4 protein-coding genes are annotated in these 23,723 nt (G+C 78.4%); all 4 read left to right on the top strand.

The genetic code is table 11. The annotated features are described in order from the left end of the window. Positions 1 to 21: 21 nt before the first annotated feature. The 4 genes from AMIR_RS21705 to AMIR_RS39415 are packed head-to-tail and all read left to right on the top strand — an operon-like array spanning position 22 to position 23,707. The gene (locus AMIR_RS21705; RefSeq protein WP_015803097.1) at positions 22 to 9,648 is read left to right on the top strand and encodes an SDR family NAD(P)-dependent oxidoreductase; all 9,627 of its coding nucleotides are present in this window, start codon (positions 22 to 24) and stop codon (positions 9,646 to 9,648) included. Next, complete coding sequence (locus AMIR_RS21700) at positions 9,645 to 10,988, top strand: NAD(P)/FAD-dependent oxidoreductase (RefSeq protein ID WP_015803096.1); 1,344 nt, start codon at positions 9,645 to 9,647, stop codon at positions 10,986 to 10,988. Before AMIR_RS21705 ends, AMIR_RS21700 begins: the two co-directional genes overlap by 4 nt. After that, a complete protein-coding gene (locus tag AMIR_RS21695) occupies positions 10,985 to 13,453 on the top strand; it encodes a beta-ketoacyl synthase N-terminal-like domain-containing protein (RefSeq protein WP_015803095.1) in 2,469 nt (822 codons plus the stop codon). Before AMIR_RS21700 ends, AMIR_RS21695 begins: the two co-directional genes overlap by 4 nt. Positions 13,454 to 13,504: 51 nt before the next feature. Further along, positions 13,505 to 23,707 carry a type I polyketide synthase gene (locus AMIR_RS39415; protein WP_015803094.1) on the top strand — a complete coding sequence of 3,401 codons (10,203 nt, stop codon included), beginning with the start codon at positions 13,505 to 13,507 and terminating at the stop codon, positions 23,705 to 23,707. The last annotated feature ends 16 nt before the right edge of the window (positions 23,708 to 23,723 follow it).

Genomic DNA, 23,723 nt, shown 5'->3' with positions numbered 1-23,723 from the left:
ACACCGAGAGCGAGCACCGACGTGGCTGACCGAGCAGAACCCGCGCTGGTCCCGTGGGTGGTGTCCGGGAGCGCCCCGCTCACCCTGCGCGCCAACGCCGTCGCCCTGCAGGCCCACCTCGTCGGCGACCGGCACTGGACGCCCGGCGGCGTCGGCCGCTCCCTCGCCGCGCGCCCGGCCGAGGCGCACCGCGCCGTGCTGCTGTGCCGGGACCCGGCCGACTTCCTGACCGCGCTGACCGAGCTGGCCTCGGGCGCGCCATCCGCGCGCGTGCTGACCGCCGCCCCGTCGACCGGCCCCGGCCCGGTGCTCGTCTTCCCCGGCCAGGGCCCGCAGTGGCCGGGCATGGCCGCGCTCGCCGACGCCGAACCGGTGTTCCGCGCCGCGCTCGTGGACTGCTGCGCGGCGTTCGCGCCGTTCCTGCACCGCCCGCTGCCCAGCGTCCTGGACGAGCGGATCGAGCTGGAGGCCCCGGACCTGGTGCAACCGGCCCTGTTCGCGGTCATGGTCGCCCTCGCCGCGCTGTGGCGCTCGCGCGGTGTCGAGCCGTCCGCCGTGCTCGGCCACTCCGCGGGCGAGTTCGCCGCCGCGCACGTCGCGGGCGCCCTGCCCCTGCCGGAGGCGGCGCGCGCGCTCGCGCTGTGGAGCCGCGCCCAGACCGAGCTGGTCGGCCGCGGCGAGATGATCGCCGCCGCGCTGCCCGCCGACGAGGTCCGCGCCCTGCTGCCGCGCTGGGCGGGCGCGCTGGACCTGGCCGCCACGAACTCCCCGCGCTCCACCGTCGTCGCGGGCGACCGGGCCGCCGCGCTGGACTTCCTGGCGCACTGCCGCGAGTCCGGGGTGCCCGCGCGCAGGCTCGCGGTCGGCCTCGGCGCGCACTCCGCGCACGTCGACGCCCTGCGCGAGCGCCTGCTGACCGACCTGGCCCCGATCCGCCCGCGCGAGACCGAGATCCCGCTGCACGCGTCGTCCACCGGCGGCCTGGTCGACGGCAGGGCGCTGGACGCCGCCCACTGGTACGCCAACCTGCGCGGCGAGGTCCGCTTCGCCACCGCCACCCGCGCCCTGCTGGACGACGGCCACCGGGTGTTCCTGGAGGTCGGCCCGCACCCGGTCCTCGGCCCGGCCGTGCTGGAGACCGCGCACGACGCGGGCGTCCCGGACGTCGCGGCGCTCGCCACGCTGCGCCGGGGCGGGGAGGGGGAGGAGGACTTCCTCACCGCGCTGGCGGAGGCGCACGTGCGGGGCGCGGACGTCGACTGGACCCCGGTCTTCGCCGCCGACCACCCGGCGCACCTGCCGGAACCCGCCAGGAGCAGGCACGCCGCCGAACCGGACACCACCGAACCGGACACCGCCGAGGACGCCGCCGAACCGGAGATCACCGAGCACGAGACCGCTGAGCACGAGACCGCTGAGCAGCAGGTCGACGGGCGGCAGACCGGCGGGCGGCAGACCGGCGGCCCGAGCGGTTGGACTCCGGAGGTCGACACCCCGGAAACCCTTGCGCCCCAACCGATCCGGGACGGCGAGCGCGACCTGCGCGACCTGGTCCGGGTCCACCTCACCGCCCTCCTGCCCGCCGGATCACCACCCCCGACCGACACCACGAGCTTCTGGGAGCTGGGCCTGGACTCCGGCGCGGCGATCCGCTTCCGCGACCGGATCACGGCCGCGACCGGCGTCCCCCTGCCCGCGACGCTCCTCTTCGACCACCCCACACCGGCCGACGTGGTGACTGCCCTGGTCGCCGCCACCACACCCCCGCCGCAGGCCGCCGAGGACGACCCCGTCGCCGTGGTCGCCGTCGCGGGCAGGTTCCCCGGCGGCCTCCACCCCGGCGCCCCGCTGGCCACGCCCGAACCGGCCTCCACCGCGTTCGACCCCACCGCGTTCGACCCCGCCCCCTTCGGCCTCACCCCGCACGAGGCCGAGTCGCTCGACCCCCGGCAGCGCCACCTCCTGGAAACCACCTGGGAGGTCTTCGAGCGCGCCTGCCTCCCCCCGCTGTCCCAGGGCGGCCGGCGGGTCGGCGTGTTCACCCGCGCCGCGCTCCCCACCACCGCCGACCTCGTCACCACCACGTTCGGCCTGCACGACGGCCCGTCGACCACCGTCGACCCCACCCGCTCGTCCCCCCTCACCGCCCTGCGCCTCGCCGTCCGCGCGCTGCGGAGCGGCGACTGCGCGCTCGCGCTCGCGGCGGGCGAGACCGAGCGGGACGGCGGCTCCGGGGGCGTCGCCGCGCTGCTCCTGGAACGCCTGGCGGACGCCCGCCGCAACGGCCACCCCGTGCTGGCCCTGGTGCGCGGCACGGTGGCGGATCAGCCGGATTCCCCCGCCGCGTCGGACCTGGTCGACGTCGTCGAGCTGGTGCTCGCCCTGCGCACCGCCGCGCCACGCCAGGCGGCACCGGGGTCCAGGAGCGCGGACGACCACGTCGTCCTGGAACCCGCCCCCACCCCCGCCGCCGCCCACCACGCCCCGGTCGAGCTGGACCCGGTGCCGTGGCTGCTGTCCGGCGCGACCGCCGAGGCCCTGCGCGACCAGGCCCGCCGCCTCGCCGCCTTCGCGACCGGCGGCATGTCCACAGTGGACGTGGGTCGCAGCCTCGCCACGACGCGGGAAGCGCTGCCGCACCGGGCCGTCGTGCTCGGCGGCGACGACCTCGTGCGCGGACTCGACCTGCTCGCGGACGGCATCACCCTGGACCGCGTGATCACCGGCCGGGCCCGCGACCGCCGCGTCGTGTTCGCCTTCCCTGATCGGGACGACCGGGACGACCGGTGGACCGGCGCGGCCGAGGAGCTGCTGCGCGACTCCGAGGTGTTCCGCGCCGCGATCGCCGAGTGCGACGAGGCCCTGCTCCCGCACACCGGCTGGTCGCCGTCCGCCGTCCTCCGGGGCGACCCGGACGCGCCGCCGCAGCACCGGGACGCCGTGCCCACCCTGTTCGCCGTCGCGGTCGGCCTCGCCGCGCTGTGGCGCGCGCACGGCGTCGAACCGGACGCGGTCGTCGGACAGGGCGGGGGCCGGATCGCCGCGGCCCACGTCGCGGGCGCGCTCACCCTCGCCGAGGCGGCCGAGATCGCCGCGCGCACCGACCAGGCGGACGACCTGATCCTCCCGAGGCCCGCGCCGATCCCGTTCCACCCCACCACGAGCCTCGACCGGGCCACCCTGGCGCTCCTGGCCACCGGGCACGACCTGTTCGTCGAGATCAGCCCGCACCCCGTGCTCGCCGAAGCCGTCACGGACGCCCTGACCGGGACCGGCGCCGCCGTCGTCGCCGCCTTCCCGCGCGGTCACGGCGGCACGGCCGGGCTGGTCCGCCGCCTCGCCGAGGCCCACGTGCTCGGCGCGCGCGTCGACTGGGCCCCGGTCTTCGGCGCCGGCCCGCTCGTGGACCTGCCCACCTACGCCTTCCAGCACGAGCCCGCCCCACAACCGGCCGTCCCCGAGGCCGTCCCCGCGCCCCACACCACCACCCGCACCGGCGACCTGTCCCCCGAGCCGGAGGACGAGGAAACCCCTGCCGCGCAAGCACTTCCCGCCGCGGACCCGATCGCGGTGATCGCGACGGCCTGCCGCCTGCCCGGCGGAATCCGCACCCCGGACCAGCTCCGCCAGGCGATCGACCGCGCCGACCCCCCGATCACCACCCCCACCGACCGGGGCTGGACCGACGCCCCCGGCGCCTACCTGGACCGCGTCACCCTGTTCGACGCGGACTTCTTCGGCCTCACCCCGGACGAGGCCCTCACCACGCTCCCTGGCCACCGCCTCCTCCTGGAAACCGCCTGCGAGGCCCTGGAACGCGCCGGGATCACCCCGACCTCGTCGCGCGGCGCCAGGACCGGCGTGTTCACCGACACCCCCGACCAGGCCACCCGCGTCAGCGAGGTCCTCGGCCTGCGAGGCCCGACGACCACCGGCGCCACCGACCACCCCGCGCTGCACCAGGCCATCCACGCGCTGCGTGCCGGCGAGTGCGAGCTTGCCCTCGTCGGCAGCGCGACCGTGCTGTCCGACCCGCCACCCGCCGGTGCGACCCCCACCGAGCACGTCGTGGTCCTCCTCCTCGAACCCCTCTCCGCCGCCCGCCGCCACGACCACCCGGTGCGCGGCACCACCGACACCACCACCACCACCACCACCGACCTCCTGGACGCCCTGAAGTCCGTCCTGTCCCAGCCCGCCACCGAGTGGCCGCCCACCAGGTCCCGGTCCGGCGCGGTCGTCCCGTGGCCGCTGTCGGCCGCCGAACCCGCCGCGCTGCGCGCCAGGGCCCGCGACCTGCTGGACCTCCTCGACCGGACCCCGGACGTCGACCCGGTCGACGTCGGCTTCACCCTCGCCACCGGCCGCGCCACCCTCCCGCACCGCGCCGTCCTCGTCGCCGCCACCCCGGACCGGTTCCGCGCCGAGCTGTCCGCGCTCGCCGGCCGCGCCACCGACGCCCCCGCCACCCCGCGCAGCCCCGTCTTCACCTTCCCCGGCCACCCCGCGCGCCACCTCACCCCGGTCGACGACCTGCTCGCCGACTCCCCGGTCTTCCGCGACCGGATCGCCGACTGCGAGCGCGCGCTCGCCCCGCACGTCGACTGGTCGCTGACCGCCGTGCTGCGCGGCGATCCCGGCGCCCCGCCTCCGGAGCGGACCGACGTCGCGCAGCCCGCCCAGTTCGCGGTCGCCGTCGCGCTGGCCGAGGTGTGGCGGGCGCACGGCGTCGAACCCGCCGCCGCCGTCGGCCACGGCCCCGGCGAGATCGCCGCCGCCCACGTCGCGGGCGCGCTGTCCCTGGCCGACGCCGCGCGCGTCGTCGCCGTCCGCAGCCGCCTCCTGCACGAGCACCTCGCGGGCACCGGCGGCGTCGTCGCGGTCTCCGCCGACCCCGAGGACGTCGTGGAAGCCCTGGGGGAGCTGGAGATCGCCTCCGTCGACGGCCCCGGCGCGCTCACCGTGGCCGGCGCGCCGGCCGCGCTGGAGGCGTTCCTGGTCCGCTGCGCCGACCGGGGCTGGCGGGCCAAGTGGCTGCCCGTCGACCACGCCCCGCACAGCGCGCACGTCGACCCGCTGCGCGAGCTGCTGCGCGCCGAGCTGCACGGCCTCCGCCCGCTGCCCGGCCGCATCCCGCTCTGGTCCCCGTCGACCGGCGGCGAGCTGGACCCCACGAGGCTCGGCCCCGACCACTGGGCGGACTCGCTGCGCCTGCCGGTCCGCTTCGACCCCACCACCCGCGCGCTCCTGGACGCGGGCCACGACCTGTTCGTCGAGGTCGCCCCGCACCCCGTGCTGTCCTACCCGCTCCAGCTCACCGCGAGCCACCACGGGAGGCCCGCGCACGTCGTCGGCGCGCTCCGCCGCGACGGCGACGGCCGGGAGCGGCTGCTGGCCGCGCTCGGCGAGGCGCACGCGCTCGGCGCGGACGTCCGCTGGGAGCGCGCGTTCACCGGCCTCGACCCGCGCCGCGCCGACCTGCCCACCTACCCGTTCCAGGGCCGCCGCCACTGGCCCGCCGACCGCGAGGCCCGCAGCGCGCCCACCTACCGGGTCGACTGGCGCGAGCGGGAACCCGGCCCGGCGAGGCCGTCCGGCCGCTGGCTCGTCGCCGCGCCGGGGGAGTCGGTGCTGGCGGAGGCGCTGCGGGACCGGTTCACCGCGCTCGGGGCCGAGGTCGTCCGGTTCGACCCGGACGCGCCCCACCACCTCGCCGGACCGCGCGACCTCGCCGGGGTCATCGCGGTGCCGCCCGCCGGCCTCGGCTGGACGCTCGCCCTCGTCCGGCGCCTCGCCGAGGCCGGGATCACCGCGCCGCTGTGGTGCTGCACCAGGACCGCCGCGCCGCTGGGCCCGCAGGACCCCGCGCGCGCCACCACCTGGGGCTTCGGCCAGGTCGCCGCCCAGGAGCTCGGCGAGCGCTGGGGCGGCCTGATCGACCTGCCGCCGGTCGCGGGCACCCGCGAGTTCGACCTGCTCGCCGGGCTGCTGACCGGCGCGACCGGAGAGGACCGGTGCGCCATCCGCGGCGGTCGGGTGCTCGTGCCCCGGCTCGTGCCCGCGGAACCCCTGGCGCCACTGGACTTCCGGCCCGAGCGCGGCACGGTCCTGGTCACCGGCGCGTTCGACCCCGTCGGCGGGCACGTCGCGCGCTGGCTGGCCCGCTCCGGGGTCGAGCACCTGCTGCTCGTCGGCGACCCCTACCGCGGGGACGCCGCCGCGCTGGTCACCGAGCTGACCGCGATGGGCGCGCGGGTCACCACCGCCGACTGCGACCTCGCCGACCGGGAGGCGCTGCGCGCGCTGCTGGCCTCGGTGCCCGAGCACACCCCGCTCACCGGGCTCGTGCACGCGGCCCCGGTGAGGGGCGGCGCGCCGGTCGACGCGCTCGACCCGGCGCGGGTCGCCGAGGCGGTCGACGCCGGGTTCGGCGCGGCGCTGGCCCTGCACGAGCTGGTGGGCGACCTGCCGCTGTTCGTCCTGGTGTCCTCGCTCGACGGGACCGTCGGCGCGCCGGGACGCGCGGCGGGCGCGGCGGTCGGCGCCGGTCTGGACGCGCTGGCCAGGCACCGGGCGTCGCTCGGCCTGACCGCCACCGCGATCACCTGGGAGGGCGACCCGGAGCCCGTCACCACCGCGCTGGGCCGCGCGATCGCGCACGGCGCGCCGGTCACGATCGCGGCCGAGGTGGACTGGGACGCGCTGCGCGCGCGTCTCACCCGAGGCGCGATCCTGACCGAGCTGGTCCCCGAGACCCCCGCCGGACCGGCGGACCCCGTTGCCGCGCAAGGGGAAACCGACGAGGGCGTCCCGCTCGCGGTCGTCGCGGTGGCCACCCGCGCGCCCGGTGAGGTGGGCGCCCCCGAGGGTTTCGACACGGAGGGCTTCGACACCGAGGGCTCCGACACCGACCGCTTCGGCCTCACACCCGCCGAGGCGCTGGTCGCCGACCCCCGGCACCTGCTGCTCCTGGAGACCGCGCGGGAGGCGTTCGAGCGCGCCGCGCTCGACCCGGAAGCGGTGCGGGGTCGGGGGATCGGCGTGTTCCTCGGCGTCGCCCATGGCGCCTGCCCGACGTCGGGCGGCGTCGTGGCGGGGCAGCTCGCGCACCGGTTCGGCCTGGTGGGCCCGGCGATCACCACCGACACCGAGCGCTCGTCGTCCCTGGTCGCGCTGCACCTGGCCGCCCAGTCGCTCCGGCGCGGCGAGTGCGACCTCGCGCTCGCGGCGGGCGCGGACCGGGCCGAGGGCGTGGGCGCGCTGCTGCTGGCCCGCCTGCCCGACGCGCTCCGCGACGGGCGTCCGGTGCTCGCCCTGCTGCGCGGCAGCGCGATCAGCTCCAACGACCGGGCCCGGCAGGACGTCGTCCGCCGGGTGCTGGCCGACCGGGCGCGGGGGAGCGGGCCGACCGCGTCGGGGATCGTGCACGCCGTCGAGGTCGTCCTGGCGCTGCGCGACGGCCTGCCCGCCGAACCGGGTGGCGACGCGTCCTCGCTCACCGAACCCGTCGAGTGGTCCGAGGGGCCCAGGCGCGCGGGCGTGTCGTCGTTCGCGACCGGCGGCAACGCGCACGTGATCCTCGAAGCGCCCCCGGCCGTGGAGCACCCCGAGCGCGGTGAACCCGTCGACCTGCCCACCCACCCGTTCCAGCGCCACCACCCGACCCCCGACCCCGAGACCGGGCAGGACCCGCCGGACAGGGAGCCCTTGTCGGACAGGGGGATGCCGCCCGCCGTCGAGATCCCGTCCACCGCCGAGTCCTCGCCACCCGCCGCCGAGCCCTCACCGGCCGCCGCGTCCTCACCCGTCGCCGCGTCCTCGCTGGCCGCCGTGCCCTCGCCCGTCGCCGCGCCCTCGCCCGCCGCCGTGCCCTCGCCCGCCGCCGGGGAACCGCCCCACCTGACCGGTGACCTGCTCCGCCTGGAGTGGCGCCCCATCGCCCTCGCCGCTCCCGTCACCGATCCGGTGGTCTGGTCGCCGTGCACCACCGCGACCACCACCGAGCACGCCGTCCGCGACCTCACCGCGCAGGCCCTGGACCGCGTCCGCGACTGGCTCGCCGACCCCGAGCGCGCCGACGCCCGCCTCGTCGTCCTGACCAGCGGCGCGGTCGGCCCCGGCGCCACCGACCTCGCGGGCGCGGCCCTGTGGGGCCTGCTGCGGGCCGCCCAGTCCGAGCACCCCGGCCGGTTCGTCCTGGTCGACGCGGACGACCCCGACCTCACCACCCTGTCCGCCGCCGTCGCCACGGGTGAGCCCCAGCTGCTCCTGCGGGACGGCAGGGCGCACGCCGCCCGCCTCACCCGAGTCCTCGCCACCACCACCCCCGCACCCCGGTGGCGCGGCACGGTCCTGGTCACCGGCGGCACCGGCGCGGTCGGCCGCGCGCTCGCCGCCCACCTGGCGCGCAGCGGCGCCGAGCACCTGGTCCTGGCCAGCCGCACCGGCCCGAACCACCCCGACACCACCGCGCTGGTCGCCGAGCTGACCGCCGAGGGCGCGGCCGTGACCATCGTGGCCTGCGACGTCACCGACCGCCCCGCCGTGGCCGCGCTGCTGGCGCAGCTCCCGGACGACCAGCCGCTCACCGCCGTCGTCCACGCGGCGGCGGTCCCCGGCGGCAGCGCCACCACCCGCACCGCCGCCACCCGCACCGCCGCCACCCGCACCGCCGCCACCCGCACCCCCGAGCCCACCACCCCCATGCCCCTCACCCCTGACCCGGCCGTCACCGGAACCCTGCTGCTGCACGAGCTGACCCACCGCCTCGACCTGGAGGCGTTCGTGCTCTGCTCGTCCGCCTCCGGCACGGTCGGCGGCATCGGCCGGGTGGACCAGGCGGTCGCGGGCGCGTTCCTGGACGCCTTCGCGGCCCGGCGCGCGGACGCGGGCGACCCGGTGGTCTCGCTGGCCTGGGGCCCGTGGGACGCCCCGAGCGGGAACCTGCTCCCGCTGGCCGAGGCGGACGCGACCGCCCTGCTCGACGCCGCGCTCACCGCGGCGGAACCGGTCCTGCTGCCCACCCACCTGGCCCCGCTCGACCACACCGCCCCGCCCCTGCTGCGCGACCTCACCCCACGACGGCCAAGGGCCGCCGCCGTGCCGGGGAACGCCACCCCCGCCGCACCGGGCGCGCCGACCCTGCCCAGCCCGCGCCACGACCTCCGCCGCCGCCTCGCCGAGGCAGACCCCGGCGCGCTGCTGCTGGCCGAGGTCCGCGAGCAGGTCGCCCACGTCCTCGGCCGCGAGAGCGTGCCCGAGGACCTGGACCTGCACGAGCTGGGCGCGGACTCCCCGGCCGCGCTGGAGATCCGCAACCGCCTCGAGCGCACCACCGAGCTGCGCCTCCCAGCCACCCTGCTCCACGACCACCCCACGCCCCGCGCCCTCGCCGAGCACCTGCGCGCCCGCACCACCCCCGACCGCGCCCCCGCCTCACCCCTGGCCGACCTGGCGAGGGTGCGGGCCGCCCTGCCCGAGGTGCTCGCGGACGAGCGGGCCAGGGCGCGGGTCGCCGCCGAGCTGGCCGAGCTGTCCGCGCTGCTGACCCCGGTCGCCGTCCCCGAGCAGGACCCGGTGGCGCTGCGGCTGCGCGACGCCGGGGACGCCGAGGTCTTCGAGTTCATCGACAAGGAGCTGGGCCTGTGAAGCAGCGGACGTCGCACGCCGTCGTGCTGGGCGGCGGGCTCGCCGGGATGCTCGCCGCGAAGGTGCTGGCCGAGCACGTCGACCGGGTCACCGTGGTGGAGCGCGACGACCTCGCCGACGACCCGCTGGCCCGCGCCGGCCTTCCGCAGCACCGGCACGCGCACCTCCTGCCCGCGAGCGGCGCCCACGCGCTGGAGGCGCTGCTGCCGGGTGTGGTCGACGCGCTCGTCCACGCGGGCGCGCACCGCCTCGCCCTGCCCACCGACCTCCTCGCGCTCACCCCCTCGGGCCGGCAGCGCCGGTTCCCCGGCAGGCGGTTCGCGCTCACCTGCACCCGCGGCCTGGTGGACCGGCAGGTGCGGCGCAGGGTCTTCGTGGAGCCGGACGTCGAGCTGCTCGACGCGACCGAGGCCACCGGCCTGCTGGGCGGCGCCGGGCGGGTCACCGGGGTGCGCCTGCGCGATCGGAGCGGCGGGACGGGGGCGCTGCGCGCGGACCTGGTCGTGGACGCCACCGGTCGGGGCGCGCGCACCCCCGGCTGGCTCGCCGCGATCGGCGCCCCCGCACCGGGGGAGGAGGTCGTGGACCGGGGGGTGGTGTGCGCGTCGCGGGCCTTCACCGCGCCCGCCTCGGCCCGCACCGGCTTCCCGGCCGTGACGATCGCGCTCGACCCCCGATCCGGAGGCCGCGCCTCGCTGCTCACGCCCGTGGAGGACGGCCGCTGGCTGGTCACCCTCGTGGCCGCCGGGGGCGTCGGACCGCCGTCCGACGGGGCCGGGTTCGCCGACTTCGCGCGGGCGCTGGCCAGCCCGCTCGTCGCCGAGCTGCTGGCGGCGGCCGAACCGGACGGCGACGTCCACCTGTCCCGCGCCACGGCCAACCGCCGCCTGCGCCCCGAGCGGACGCCGGAGGGGTTCCTGGTGCTGGGCGACGCGCTGAGCGCGGTCAACCCGGTGCACGCGCACGGCATGGCCACCGCCGCCCGGAGCGCGCTCGCGCTGCGGGACGAGCTGCGCGCGCACGGCCTGACCGCGGGCGCGCAACGGGCGCTGACCCGCGCCGCGCGCCCGGCGTGGGCCACCGCGACCACCCTGGACCGCCTCGGCGCGAGCCCGGAGGGCCTGAACGGACTCACCCGGCTGCGGCTCGCGCTGTCCCGGAGGTTGACGGCCGCGACCCGCCCTCCCGGCGCGGACCTGCCCGGTTCCGCCGCAGGGCTCGCCCACCCGAGCGTGCTGTCCGCGCTGCTGCGCGGGGCCCCACCGGACGGAGCGGGGGCCGCGCCGCCGTTCACCGCCGAGGAGCGCGCCACCCACCCGTTCCTCGGGGCGAACCGATGACCGACCAGCTGCGCGATTACCTCAAGCGGGTCGTGGCCGAGCTCCACCGCACCAAGGAAGCCCTGGTGCGGGAGCGCAGGCGCGAACCGGTCGCCGTCGTCGGCCTGGCCCGCCGGGGCCCCGGTGGCGCGGACTTCGACGCGGACTTCTTCGGCCTGTCCCGGCCGCAGGCGCTCGCGCTCGACCCCCGGCAGCGGTCGGCGCTGGAGAGCGCGTGGGAGGTGTTCGAGCACGCGGGCGTCAACCCGGTCACCGCGCGCGGCAGCGGGACCGGCGTGTTCGCCGGGAGCGCCGACCGCGACCCCGAGCCGGAGAGCGCCGACCTGCCCCGCGGCACGTCCGGCCGCCTCGCCCACCTGCTCGGGTTCGGCGGTCCCGCGCTCACCGTCGACACGGCCTGCTCCTCGCCGCTGGCCCCGCTCCACCTCGCGGTCGAGTCGCTGCGCCGGGGCGAGTGCCCGCTGGCCCTGGTCACCCAGTCGTCCCCCGCCGAAGTCGTCGTGCTGCTGCTGGAACGCCTCTCCGACGCCACCCGCGCGGGCCACCCGGTGCAGGCGGTGCTGCGCGGGTGCGCGGTGAACTCGACCGGGGTGGCCGACTCGGGCGCGCGGGAGCGGGTCGTCCTGGCCGCGCTCGCCGACGCGGGCCTGACGGCGGCGGACGTGGACGTCACCGCGCGGGCCACCACCGGGCTCGGCGCGGTGGTGGAGCTGGTGCGGGCGGTGCGGCACGGGGTCGTCCCACCCGGCGCGACGCCCTGGCCGCAGGGGGAGCGGGCGCGGCGCGCGGCGGTGTCCGCCTTCGAGCCCCGCGGCGCCAACGCCCACCTGGTCCTGGAGGAACCACCCGCCGACGAGCCGCCCCCCGACGAGCCGGCACCGGGCGGGGAGCGCGCCGGGGCCGTGCCGTGGGCGCTGTCCGCGACCACCGCCACCGCGCTGCGCGAGAGCGCCGACCGGCTCCGGAACCACGTGCGCGCGGGCGGCCACGACCCCGCCGACGTCGCCTGGACCCTGGCGCGCGGGCGCGGCGCGTTCGAGCACCGCGCGGTCGTGCTCGGGGCCGACCGGGACGCGCTGCTGACCGGGTTGGACGCGCTCGCCGACGACCTCCCGGCGGAGAACCTGTTCCTGGGCAGGGGTTCCGGGCACGCGCCGGTGTTCGTCTTCCCCGGTGCGGGGGAGTGGTGGGCGGAGGTGGCGCGCGGGCTGCTCGACGTGGACGACGTGTTCACCGAGCACGTCGAAGCCTGCGCGGCAGCGCTCGACCCGCGCACCGGGGTCTCCCTGCTGGACGTCCTGCGCGGCGAGGTGGCGGCGGAACGACCCGACGTGCGGCACGCCGCGCTGTTCGCGGTCACCACGTCGCTGGCGGCGGTGTGGCGGGCGCACGGCGTCGAGCCCGTCGCCGCGGTCGGGGACGCCCGCGGCGAGATCGCGGCGGCGTGCGCCTCGGGCTCACTCACCCTCGTGGACGCGGCCCGGTGGGTGGTGTCGCCCGAGTTCGAGTCCACTGTGGACTTCGTGGGCTCGGTGCGCTCGCTGCTCGACGCCGGCCACAGCCGGTTCGTGGAGCTGGCCCCGCACCCCGCGCTCGCCACCGGCGCCGACCGCGTCACCGTGGGCACCCCGCTCCGGGACGGCGACCTGCTCACCGCGCTGGCCCGTGCGCACACCGCCGGGATCGACGTCGACTGGACCCGCGCCCTCACCGGCCGCCGCGCGCGGATCGTGGACCTGCCCACCTATCCGTTCCAGCGACGGCCGCACCCGCCCGCGATCCCCGAGCAGGCCACCGATCCCGCCGCGGGGGACCGGTCGACCTGGCAGCGGATCGGCGACCTCACCGCCGCGCGCCCGTCCGGCCACTGGCTGGTGATCACCCCCGAGGGCGGGGTCGCGCGGGAGCTGCCCGAGACGCCCGGTTTCGCGCGGCTGGCCGTGGACACCACGACGGTCACCGCCGACGACCTCGCCGCCGCGCTCGACCTCGGCCCCCTCGCCGGCGTGCTCTCCCTGCTGGGCCTGGACGAGCGCCCGCACCCCGACCTGCCGGACGTCCCGCGCGGCCTCGCCGCGACCACCGAACTGGTCCACGCCCTCGCGGGCAACCCGGCCCCGCTGTGGTGCGTGACCTCGGGCGCGGCCCCCGTCGACGGCGAGCGGGCCACCCCGGCGCAGGCGCGGCTGTGGGCGCTGGGCGCGGCCGTCGCCGCCGAGCACCCCGAGCGGTGGGGCGGCCTGCTCGACGTCTCGGCGGACGTCGACCCGGTCACCGCCCTGGCCGCCGCGCTCGACCACGACGAGGACCGGGTCGCGGCCAGGCGGTCCGGGCTGTGGGCGCGCAGGCCCGTCCCGGCCTGCCGGACCGCCGAAGCCGGTTGCCCACCAACCGATCCCGACCTCGAAGACCTGGACGACGAGCAGCTGTTCGCCCTGATCGACCAGGGCTTCGGCCTCCGCTAGCCGCCCCCCGCACCACCACCGTCCGCTGATCAGCTGAAAGGGCCAACCCGCATGGGCAACGAGGACCGGCTGCGCGCCTACCTCAGGCGCGTCACCTCCGACGCCCGCGAGCTGCGCGCCCGCCTGGACGAGGCGACCGGGCGCGACCGCGAACCCGTCGCGGTCATCGGCGTCGGCCACCGCCTCCCCGGCGGTCCACCGTCCGAAGTGGACTTCTTCGACGCCGACTTCTTCGACGTCCCGGCGCACGAGGTGGACCCGGCGCAGCGCCTGCTGCTGGAGACCTCCTGGGAGGCGTTCGAGCACGCCGGGATCAGGCCGGACTCGCTCGTGGGCGGTGACGCGGGCGTGTTCGTCGGCGCGAGCCTCGGGGGCACGTCCCCCGACCCCGCCGTCCTGTCCAGCCGGGTCGCCCACGTGCTCGGCCTCGGCGGTCCCGCGCTGACCGTGGACACCGGCTGTTCGGCGCCGCTGGTGGCCCTGCACCTCGCGGTGCGGGCGCTGCGGCGCGGCGAGTGCCAGCTCGCGCTGGTGGGCGGCGCGGAGGGCGTGCTGCTCCTGGAGCGGCTGTCCGACGCCCGACGGCACGGCCACCCGGTGCGCGGCGTCGTGCGGGGCAGCGCGGTCAACTCGGACGGCGGGTCCGACGAGACCGCGCGGCAGCACGTCGTCCACGCCGCGCTGCACGACGCCGGGCTGCCCGCCGACCAGGTCCAGACCGCTCCCGGCGCCACCGGGGTGATCGAGGCGCTGCTGGCCATGCGGCACGGGGAGCTGCCGCGCCGGGTCGGGGTGTCCGCGTTCGGCGGCAGCAACGCCCACGTGGTCCTGGAGGAACCCGAGCCCACGCCAGGGCCGGTGGTGGCCGAGACCGGACCCGTGGCCTGGCCGCTCTCGGCCAAGACCGCCGAAGCGCTGCACCAGGCGACCGAACGACTGCGCGCCCACCTCGCCGACGCCTCCCACACCCCGGCGGAGGTCGCCGCCGCTCTCGCGCGCCGGACCACGTTCGCGCACCGGACCGTGGTGGTGGGCCAGGACCACGCCGAACTCCTGCGGGCCCTGGGCAGCGGTGACGCGGACGGGCGCGACGCGGACGGGCGCGACGTGGACGGGCGCGACGTGGCCGGGGATGACGCGGCCGGCGGTGACGCGGCCGGCGATGACGTGATCCGGGGTGTCGCGGTTCCCGGTCGCCGGGCGGTGTTCGTGTTCCCCGGTCACGGCTGCGAGTGGCCGGGCATGGCCCAAGCGCTCCTGGACACCGCGCCCGCGTTCGCCACCGCCGCGGCCGAGTGCGCCGCCGCCCTCGACCCGCACCTGGACTTCCCCGTGCTCGACGTGCTGCGCGGCGCGGACGGCGCACCACCCCCGGACCGGGTCGACGTGGCGCGCCCCGCGCTGTTCACCGTCCTGGTGTCGCTGGCCGTGCTGTGGCGCGCGCACGGCGTCGAACCGGCCGCGGTGCTCGGCCACGCCGAGGGCGCGATCGCGGCGGCCCACGTCGCCGGAGCGCTGACCCTGGCCGACGCGGCGGCGCTCGTCGCGGACCTGAGCCGGGTCCGCAGCGAACCCGTCGACGTCCACCCCGCGCCCGCCACCACCCCGTTCCGCCCGACCGCCACCACCGACGCGTTCGAGGACGCCGTCCGCGACCTGCCCGACCACGCGGCGCTGATCGAGATCAGCCCGCACCCGGTCCTGACCACCACGATGGCCGAGCTCGCCGGGGACCGCGCCGCCGTCCTGGGAACCCTGCGCCGCGACGACGGCGGGACGCGCCGGTTCCTGCGCTCGCTGGCGCAGGCGCACGTGTCCGGCGTCGAGGTGACCTGGCCCGCGCCCGCCGGGACGCGGCACGTCGACCTGCCCACCTACCCGTTCCAGCGCGCGCGCCACCCCTTCGCCGCCGACCGCCCCGCGCCGGAACCGGCCACCCCCGCCGACGAGCCGATCGCCGTCGTCGGCATGGCCTGCCGCCTCCCCGGTGACGTCACCTCGCCCGACGACCTGTGGCGACTCCTTGCCGAGGGCCGCGACGCCACCACACCCGTGCCCACGAACCGCGCCACAGCCCTGCCCGCCGGGACCACCGCCGGTCTGCTGTCCGACGTGGACGGTTTCGACGCCGCGTTCTTCGGCTTCACCACCGAGGAATCCGCCGGTCTGGACCCCAGGCACCGGCTCCTGCTGGAGACCTCCTGGGAGGCCCTGGAGAACGCGGGCGTCACCCCGGACGGCCTGCGCGGCAGCCGCACCGGCGTGTTCCTCGGCGCGGGCGGTGACCACGCGGGCGCCCTGCCCGGCCGGATCTCCCACGCCTACGGGCTCGAAGGCCCCGCGCTCGCCGTCGACACCTCCTGCTCCGCGTCGCTCACCGCGCTGCACCTGGCCTGCCAGTCGCTGCGGCAGGACGAGTGCGCGCTCGCGTTCGCGGGCGGCGCCACCGTCCTCACCGGCGCGGAACCCCGCACCGACCCGCAGCCGGACGACCACCCCGCCGAGGGCGTCGCGCTGGTGCTGCTGGAACGGCTGTCGGACGCGCGGCGCAACGGTCGCGAGGTGCTGGCCGTGGTGCTGGGCAGCGCGGTCAACGCGGACGGCGCGTCCCGGCGCGGCGCCCTGGAGCCCGCGCTGGGCCGCGCCGGGCTGACCGTCGCCGACATCGACGTCGTGGAGGGTCGCGGCGGCGAGGCCGAGCTGACCGCCGCCTGCGCCCCGGACCGGGAGCGCCCGCTGCTCGTCGGCTCGCTCACCGCCAACCTCGGCCACGCCCGTGCCGCCGCCGGGATCACCGGGCTGCTCAAGGTGGTCCTGTCGATGCGGCACGGCGCCGTGCCCGCGACCCCGCGCGCCACCCCCGCCACCGGGCCCGTGCGTCCGGCCGCCGACGCCGTCCCGTGGCCGGACCGCGCCGACCGGCCGCGCCGGGCCGCCGTGTCCTCCCACGGGCCGGACGGGGCCGACGCGCACGTCGTCGTCGAGCACGTGCCACCCGCCGCGCTGCTGCCCGCCCAGCGCGCCGGGAAGCCGCGCGCCCACCCGTGGGTGCTCTCCGCGCACGACGACGAAGCCCTTGCCGCACAAGCGCTCCGGTTGCGCGAGCACCTGGCCGCGCACCCGGAGCTCGCGGTGGCCGATCTCGGCTGGTCGCTGGCGACCCGCAGGACCGGGCTGGCGCGGCGGGCCGTGGTGATCGCGCGGGAGCGCGCCGAGTTCACGCGAGCGCTCGACGTGCTCGCCGGTGGCGGGCGGCAGGCGAACGCCGTGCGCGGCGGCGAGCCGACCACCGGGCGCGTGGTGTTCGTGTTCCCCGGCCTGGACGGGACCTGGACCGGGATGGCGCGCGGGCTCCTGCGGGACTTCCCGGTGTTCGCCGCGCGGATCGACGACTGCGAGTGGGCGCTGGCCCCGCACGTCGACTGGTCGCTGACCTCCGTGCTGCTCGGCGACGCGTCCGCGCCGCCGCCGGAGCGGGTCGACGTCGGGCTGCCGGTGCTGTTCGCGGTGCTGGTCTCGCTGGCCGAGCTGTGGCGCGCGCACGGCGTCGAACCCCTTGCCGTGGTGGGACACTCGTTCGGCGAGATCGCGGCGGCCTGCGTCGCGGGAGCGCTCTCGCTGGAGGACGCGGCGGCGGTCAGCGCGCTGCTGGGCCGGGCGCTGCTGCCGCTCGCGGGCGCCGGGGCCATGGCGTCGGTCGCGCTGCCGCCCGCCGAGCTGCTCGGGCACGACGGGGTCGTGGTCACCGCCGTGGACGGGCCGCGCTCCACCACCGTCGCCGGGGACGCCGACGCGGTCGACCGGTTGTGCGCGGAGCTGGTCGGCGAGGGCGTGCGCACCCGCCGCCTGCCCGTCGACCACGCGGTGCACTGCGCGCGCGTCACCCCCGTGCGCGACGAGCTGGAACGGCTCCTGGGCGGCATCGCGCCCCGCGAACCGGGCATCCCGCTGTACTCCGCGACCGAGGCCCGCCGGATCGACGCGGACCCCCTGGACGCCGCGCACTGGTACCGGAACCTGAGCTCGCCGGTGCGGTTCGCCGACGTGACGCGGGCGCTGCTCGCCGACGGGTTCGACGCGTTCGTCGAGATCAGCCCGCACCCGGTGCTGGTGCGGCCGGTGCGGGAGAGCGCCGAGGAGGTCGGGACGCGCGTCGCCGCGCTCGGCTCGCTGCGCCGGGACGAGGACGGGGCCGAGCGGTTCCTGCGGTCCGTCGCGCGGGCCTGGGTGAGCGGCGTCGCGGTCGACTGGGCGCGGACCCTCCCGGACGGCCGCGCGGTTCCGCTGCCCACGTACGCCTTCCGGCACCACCAGCCCGCCGCCTCCGGCGAGCCGGTGACGGCGGGTGCTCCCGCGCCCCACGCCGAGCCCGCGCCCGTGGACCACGCCGAGCCTCTGCCCGCCCGTGTTCCGCCGGACGGTGCCGTGCCCTTGCCTGCCTGCGCTTCGCCGGATGGCGCCGAATCCCTGCCTGCCCGCGTTTCGCCGGTCCACGCCGGCGTCCTGCCGTGCGACGCCGTGCCCTTGCCTGCCTGCGCTTCGCCGGATGGCGCCGAATCCCTGCCCGCCCGCGTCCCGCCGGACCACACCGAGCCCTCGGCCGCCTTCGTCCCGCCGCGCCGCGCCGAGTGGGTCCCGGCCGGGAGTGGTGGTGCGGCCCGGTTGGCGGGGAAGTGGCTGGTGGTGCGTCCGCCGGGGCCGGGGTTCGACGAGTGGGTGCGGCAGGTCCGGGCCGTGGCGGACGGGGTGCGCGCCCTGGTCGTCGGGACCGGCGGGGTGCGGCGGGAGGCGCTGGCCGCGCGGGTCGGCGGCGAGTGGGCCGGTGTGGTGTCGCTGCTCGCGCTGGACGACCAGCCGCACGGCGAGTCCGGGGCGAGCCGGGCGGTCCTGGCCACCGCCGCGCTCGTCCAGGCGCTCGGCGACGCGGGCGTCACGGCCCCCCTGTGGTGCGTCACCTCCGGCGCGGTCGCGGCGGGCGGCGTCGTCCCCGCTCCCGCGCGGGCGGCCGTGTGGGGCCTGGGCGCGGTGGCGGCGCTGGAGCACCCGGAGCGCTGGGGCGGACTGGTCGACCTGCCCGACCCCGCCGCAGCCCGGATGCTCGGCGCGGTGGTCGCCTGCGGGGCGGACCGGGTCGCCGTGCGCGGCTCGGAACTGCTGGTGCGCCGGGCGGTCCCGGCCGACGGCGGCCCCGCGCGGGAGTGGGGAACCGCGCTGGTCGTCGGGGACACCGAGGCGCGGGGCGCGCGGATCGCCCGCCTGCTCGCCGAGAACAGCGCCGCGCACGTGATCCTGGTGGACGCGGCGGCCTACCGCGACGGCGTGGCCGCGCTCCTGGAACGCCTGCGCGCCGGCGGTCAACGCCCCGGCATCGTCGTGCACGTCGTGGGCGAGGAGCCCACGACCCCGCTGGCCGAGGCCACCGCCGAGGACCTCGCCCACGCCTGGGCGGTGGCGGTGCGCGGCGCGGAGGTCCTGGACGGACTGCTCCACGGCGAACCGCTCGACGCGTTCGCGCTGCTCCCGTCCACGACCACCACGACCACCACGACCGCCTGGGAACCCTGGCCCTGCGGCCCCGCACCGGAACCGACCGCCCCGGAACCCCTCGCCGCCCAACCGGCCGCCGCACAAACCCCTGCCGCGCAACCGGCTGCCGCGCAACCGGCTGCCGCGCAACCGGTTTCCCTGTCCGCCGAGCCGGAAACCGCCGCGCCCCAACGGGTCCAGCCCACCGTCTCGGCGTCCGAGTTCGCCGCCGACCTCGTCGCCATGCCCGCCGCCGACCAGCGCGGCGCGCTCGTGGAGCTGGTGCGGTCCGTCGCCGCCCAGGTGCTCGGCCACGACGGGCCCGCGCGGATCACGCCCACCCGCCCGTTCCGCGACCTCGGCGTGGACTCGCCGCGCGCCGTGGAGCTGCGCGACCGGCTCAGCGCCGCCACCGGGCTGCGGCTGGCCACCACCCTGGTGTTCGACCACCCGACCCCGGCCTCCCTCGCCGGGCACCTGCGCCGCTCCCTGTTCGGAGCGCCCCAGCCCGAAGCGACCCTCCCGACGAAGTCCGCAGCCCGCGTGTCCTTCAAGCCCGCCAACCACAAGCCCGGCACCCCCAGGCCGGGCACCCCCAGGCCGGGCGACCCCAGCCCGAGCCACCCCAAGCCCGGCGACCCCAGGCCCACCACCCCGCCCGTCGTCGACCGCAGGCCACCGGCCAAGCCCGCCCCGGTCGCCGACGACCCCCTGGTCATCGTGTCGATGGCCTGCCGCTTCCCCGGCGGCGTCACCACCCCCGAGCAGCTGTGGGACCTCCTCGTCTCCGGCGACGACGCCATCGGCCCGCTCCCGCGCGACCGGGGCTGGGACCTCGCCGGACAGCCGGAGACCGCCCGCGCGGGCGGGTTCCTGCCCGACGTCGGCCGGTTCGACCGGGAGCCGTTCGGCCTCGGCGAGCGCGAGGCCAACGCCGCCGACCCGAGGCATCGGCTGCTCCTGGAAACCGCCTGGGAGGTCTTCGAGCGCGCCGGGCTGGACCCCACCGCGCCGCACGGCGCCACCACCGCCGTGTTCGTCGGCGCGACCGGCGGGAGCGGCCCGCAGACCCCGCCCGACCCGGACGCCGACGACCCTGTCGCCGACGGCCCGGACGCCGAAGCCCCGTTCGGCGGCGCGCTCTCCGGCCGCCTCGCCCGCGCCTTCGGCCTCACCGGACCGGCGATCACCGTCGACACCGCCTGCTCGTCGGCCCTCGTCGCGCTGCACCTGGCGGGTGAGGCGCTGCGGCGCGGCGAGTGCTCGCTCGCGCTCGTCGGCGCCGCCGCAGTCCAGGCCGCCCCGCCGCCCACGGGCGCGCGCGGCCTCGCCCCCGACGGGCGGTGCAAGCCCTTCGCGGACGACGCGGACGGCGTCGTGCGGTCCGAGGGCGTCGGCGTGCTGCTGCTGGAGCGGCTGTCCGACGCCGAGCGCGAGGGCCACCCGGTGCTGGCGGTGCTGCGCGGCGCGGCCGTGAACTCCGACGGCGCGTCCGGCAGCGCGGTCGCGCAGCGCGAGGTGATCCACGCGGCGCTGGCCGACGCCGGACTGCGCCCCGGTGACGTGGACGCGGTGGAGGCGCACGGGACCGGCGCGCCGCGCGCGGACGAGGTCGAGCTGCGGGCGCTGCAGGAGGCGTACCGGGAGCGCGAGCGCCCGCTGTGGGTCGGCTCGCTCAAGTCCGCCCTCGGGCACGCCCAAGCCGCGGCCGGGATCGCCGGGGTGATCAAGACCGTGCTGGCGCTGCGCTCGGGACGGCTGCCCCGCACCCTGCTCGCCGGTCGCCCGACCACGCGGGTGGACTGGGAAGCAGGCCAGGTCCGCCTCCTCGACCAGGACCAGCCGTGGCCGACCTCCAGGGGCCAGGGCACGGCGAGGCCGCGCCGGGCCGGGGTGTCCGCGTTCGGGGCGGACGGCGCCAACGCGCACGTCGTCCTGGAGCAGGCGCCCAGGAAGACCACCGCCGCGCGGCCCGAGCGGACCGCGCGCGCACTGCCCTGGCTGCTGTCCGCCGCGAACCAGGAAGCCCTGCGGGAGCAGGCCTCCCGGCTGCTGGACCGCGTCGAGTCCGAAGTGGACGTTCTCGACGTCGGGTTCTCGCTGGCCAGCTCCCGCGCCGGCCTCGCGCACCGGGCCGCCGTGCTCGGCGACGACCTCGACGGGTTCCGGCGCGGGCTCACCGCCCTCGCGCACGGCGAACCGGCGGCGGAGCTGCGCCGCGACACCGCGCAGGGCGGCGGCGTGGCGTTCCTGTTCCCCGGCCAGGGCGCGGAACGACCCGGTGTGGCGCGCGAACTGTGCGCCGCGTTCCCGGTGTTCGCCGCCGCCGTGGACGAGGTCGTCGGCGCGGTCGACGCCGACCTCGCGGACGGGCTGCGCGCCGTGCTCACCGGTGACGCGGAGGACCTCGCGGCCAGCACGGTGTTCGCGCAGACCGCCCTGTTCGCGGTCGGGGTCGGGCTGTTCCGGCTCCTCGCGTCCTGGGGCGTGGTCCCGGACTTCGTGTTCGGCCACTCGGTCGGCGAGATCGCGGCGGCGCACGCGTCCGGCGCGCTGCCGCTCGCCGACGCGGCCCGGCTGGTGTCCGCGCGCGGCAGGCTCATGCAGGAGCGGATGCCCGAGGGGGCGATGGTCGCGCTGCGCCTGACCCCGCAGGACGTGCTGCCGCTGCTGGGCGAGCGCCTGGGGCTGGCCGCCGTGAACGGGCCGGAGTCCGTGGTGGTGGCGGGCGCGCTGGACGACGTCGCCGAGCTGGTCGAGCGGTGCGCGGCGCTGGGCGTGCGGCACCGCAGGCTGGCCACCGGGTGGGCGTTCCACTCGGCCGACGTGGACCCGGTGCTGGACGACCTCGCGAGCGTCGCGAGCGGGCTTTCCTTCGTGGAGCAGGGGATCGCGCTGGTGTCGGGGGTGAGCGGCGGCCCGGTCGGGGCGGGGGAGCTGGCCGCGCCCGCGCACTGGCGGCGGCAGGCCAGGGACACCGTGCGGTTCCACGACGCGGTCCGCTGGCTGGACGGGCGCGGGGTGCGCACGTACCTGGAGCTGGGGGTCGGGAGCGTGCTGTCGGCGCTGGGCGCGGAGTGCGTGCCCGAGCCGGGGCGGGCCGCGTTCGTGCCGCTCGCCAGGAGCGGGCGGGACGTGGAGCGCGCGGTCGCAGGCGCGCTCGCCCGCGCGCACAACCGGGGCGTGGCGGTGGACTGGGCCGCGGTGTTCGACGGCAGCGGCGCGCGGCGCGTCGACCTGCCCACCTACCCGTTCCAGCGGGTGCCCTGCCGCGCCGGGGAACCGGGCGGGGAGCTGCGCCGCCGCGAGTGGGCGCCCGCGCCGGACGGCGGCGAGCCGGGAACCTGGGCGTTCGTCGGGCTGGACTGGGACCTCCCCGGCGAGCGGTACCCGGACCTGGCCGCGCTGGAGCGGGACCCGACCTGCGCGCCCGACCACGTCGCGGTGCGCGTCTCGGCCGCCAGGCAGGGTGATCCGGTGCAGGGCGCGCGCCTGGTCGCGCACGAGGTGCTGGCGCTGCTGCGGTGGTGGCTGGACGAGCCGAGGTGGGCCGGGGCGCGCCTGGTGGTGGTGACCGAGAACGCCACCACCACCGGGCTCGTGGACGCCCCGGTGTGGGGCGCGGTCCGGTCGGCGCGGGTCGAGCACCCGGAGCGGGTCGCGCTCGTGGACGTGGACGGGTCCGCCGTGCCCGAGCGCCTGGTGCGGGTGATCGCCTCGGGGGAGCGGGAGGTCGTGGTCCGCGGCGGCGCGGCGTTCAGTCCACAGTGGACTAAAGTCGCGGTCGGGTCGTCCGCCGCCGACCTCTCCGGCGGCACGGTGCTGGTCACGGGCGGCACCGGCGCGCTCGGCTCGGCCCTCGCGCGGTTCCTGGTCACCCGGCGCGGAGTGCGATCGCTGCTGCTCGCCTCACGGCGTGGCCCGGACGCGCCGGGAGCGGCGGAACTGGTGGCGGAGCTGGAGGACGCGGGCGCCCGCGTGCGGGTCCTGCCCTGCGACGTGGGCGAGCGCGCCCAGGTGGAGGCGCTGCTGGAGCACGTGCCGGCCGCCTTCCCGCTGCGCGGGGTCGTGCACGCGGCGGGCGCCACCGCCGAGGACGCGCTCGCCGGGACCCGCCCGGACGCGCTGGACGAGGTGTTCCGCGCCAAGGTGTCGGGCGCCTGGTGGCTGCACCGGGCCACCGCCGGGCACGACCTGGCGCTGTTCGCGCTGTGCTCGTCGGCGACCGGGTCGCTGGGCGGCGCGGGGCAGGCGGTGCGCGCGGCGGCCGACGCGTTCCTCGACGGCCTGGCCAGGACCCGCCGCGCCCAGGGCCTCCCGGCCCGCTCGCTGGCCTGGGGACCGTGGGAGGGCGGACGCCTGCCGCACGTGGAACGCCTGGACGGCGACGACCTGGCCCCGTTGACCGAGGAGCAGGGCGTGCGGCTGTTCGACGCCGCGCACGCCGTGGACGAGCCGGTGCTGCTGGCCGTGCGCACCGCACCCCGCCCCCGGCCGCCGCACGGCACCGACCTGCTCGGCCGGATCGCCGCCCTGGAGGCGGAACTGGCCGGGCTCGCCCCGGACAGCGCGCCCCGCGCCGCCGCCACCACCCGGATCAGGGAGCTGCTCACCGCCCTGTCCGCAACCGCTGCCCTGCCCACGAGCGCTGCCCCGTCTGACAACGCTGCCCCGTCTGACAACCCTGCCCTGCCCGGAACCGCCGTCCCGCAGCTCGCCCGCGACTAGAGCGTCCCGGGGAGAA

The sequence above is a fragment of the Actinosynnema mirum DSM 43827 genome (assembly GCF_000023245.1).
GTDB classification, from domain to species: Bacteria; Actinomycetota; Actinomycetes; order Mycobacteriales; family Pseudonocardiaceae; genus Actinosynnema; species Actinosynnema mirum.
Note: the sequence above shows the minus strand (reverse complement) of the source record. Positions and strands in the feature narration are given on the sequence as shown.

Bases quoted from the DNA above. Each gene is read 5' to 3' on its own strand.
- AMIR_RS21695 (WP_015803095.1), top strand. From the start codon at position 10,985: ATGACCGACCAGCTGCGCGATTACCTCAAGCGGGTCGTGGCCGAGCTC.
- AMIR_RS39415 (WP_015803094.1), top strand. From the start codon at position 13,505: ATGGGCAACGAGGACCGGCTGCGCGCCTACCTCAGGCGCGTCACCTCC.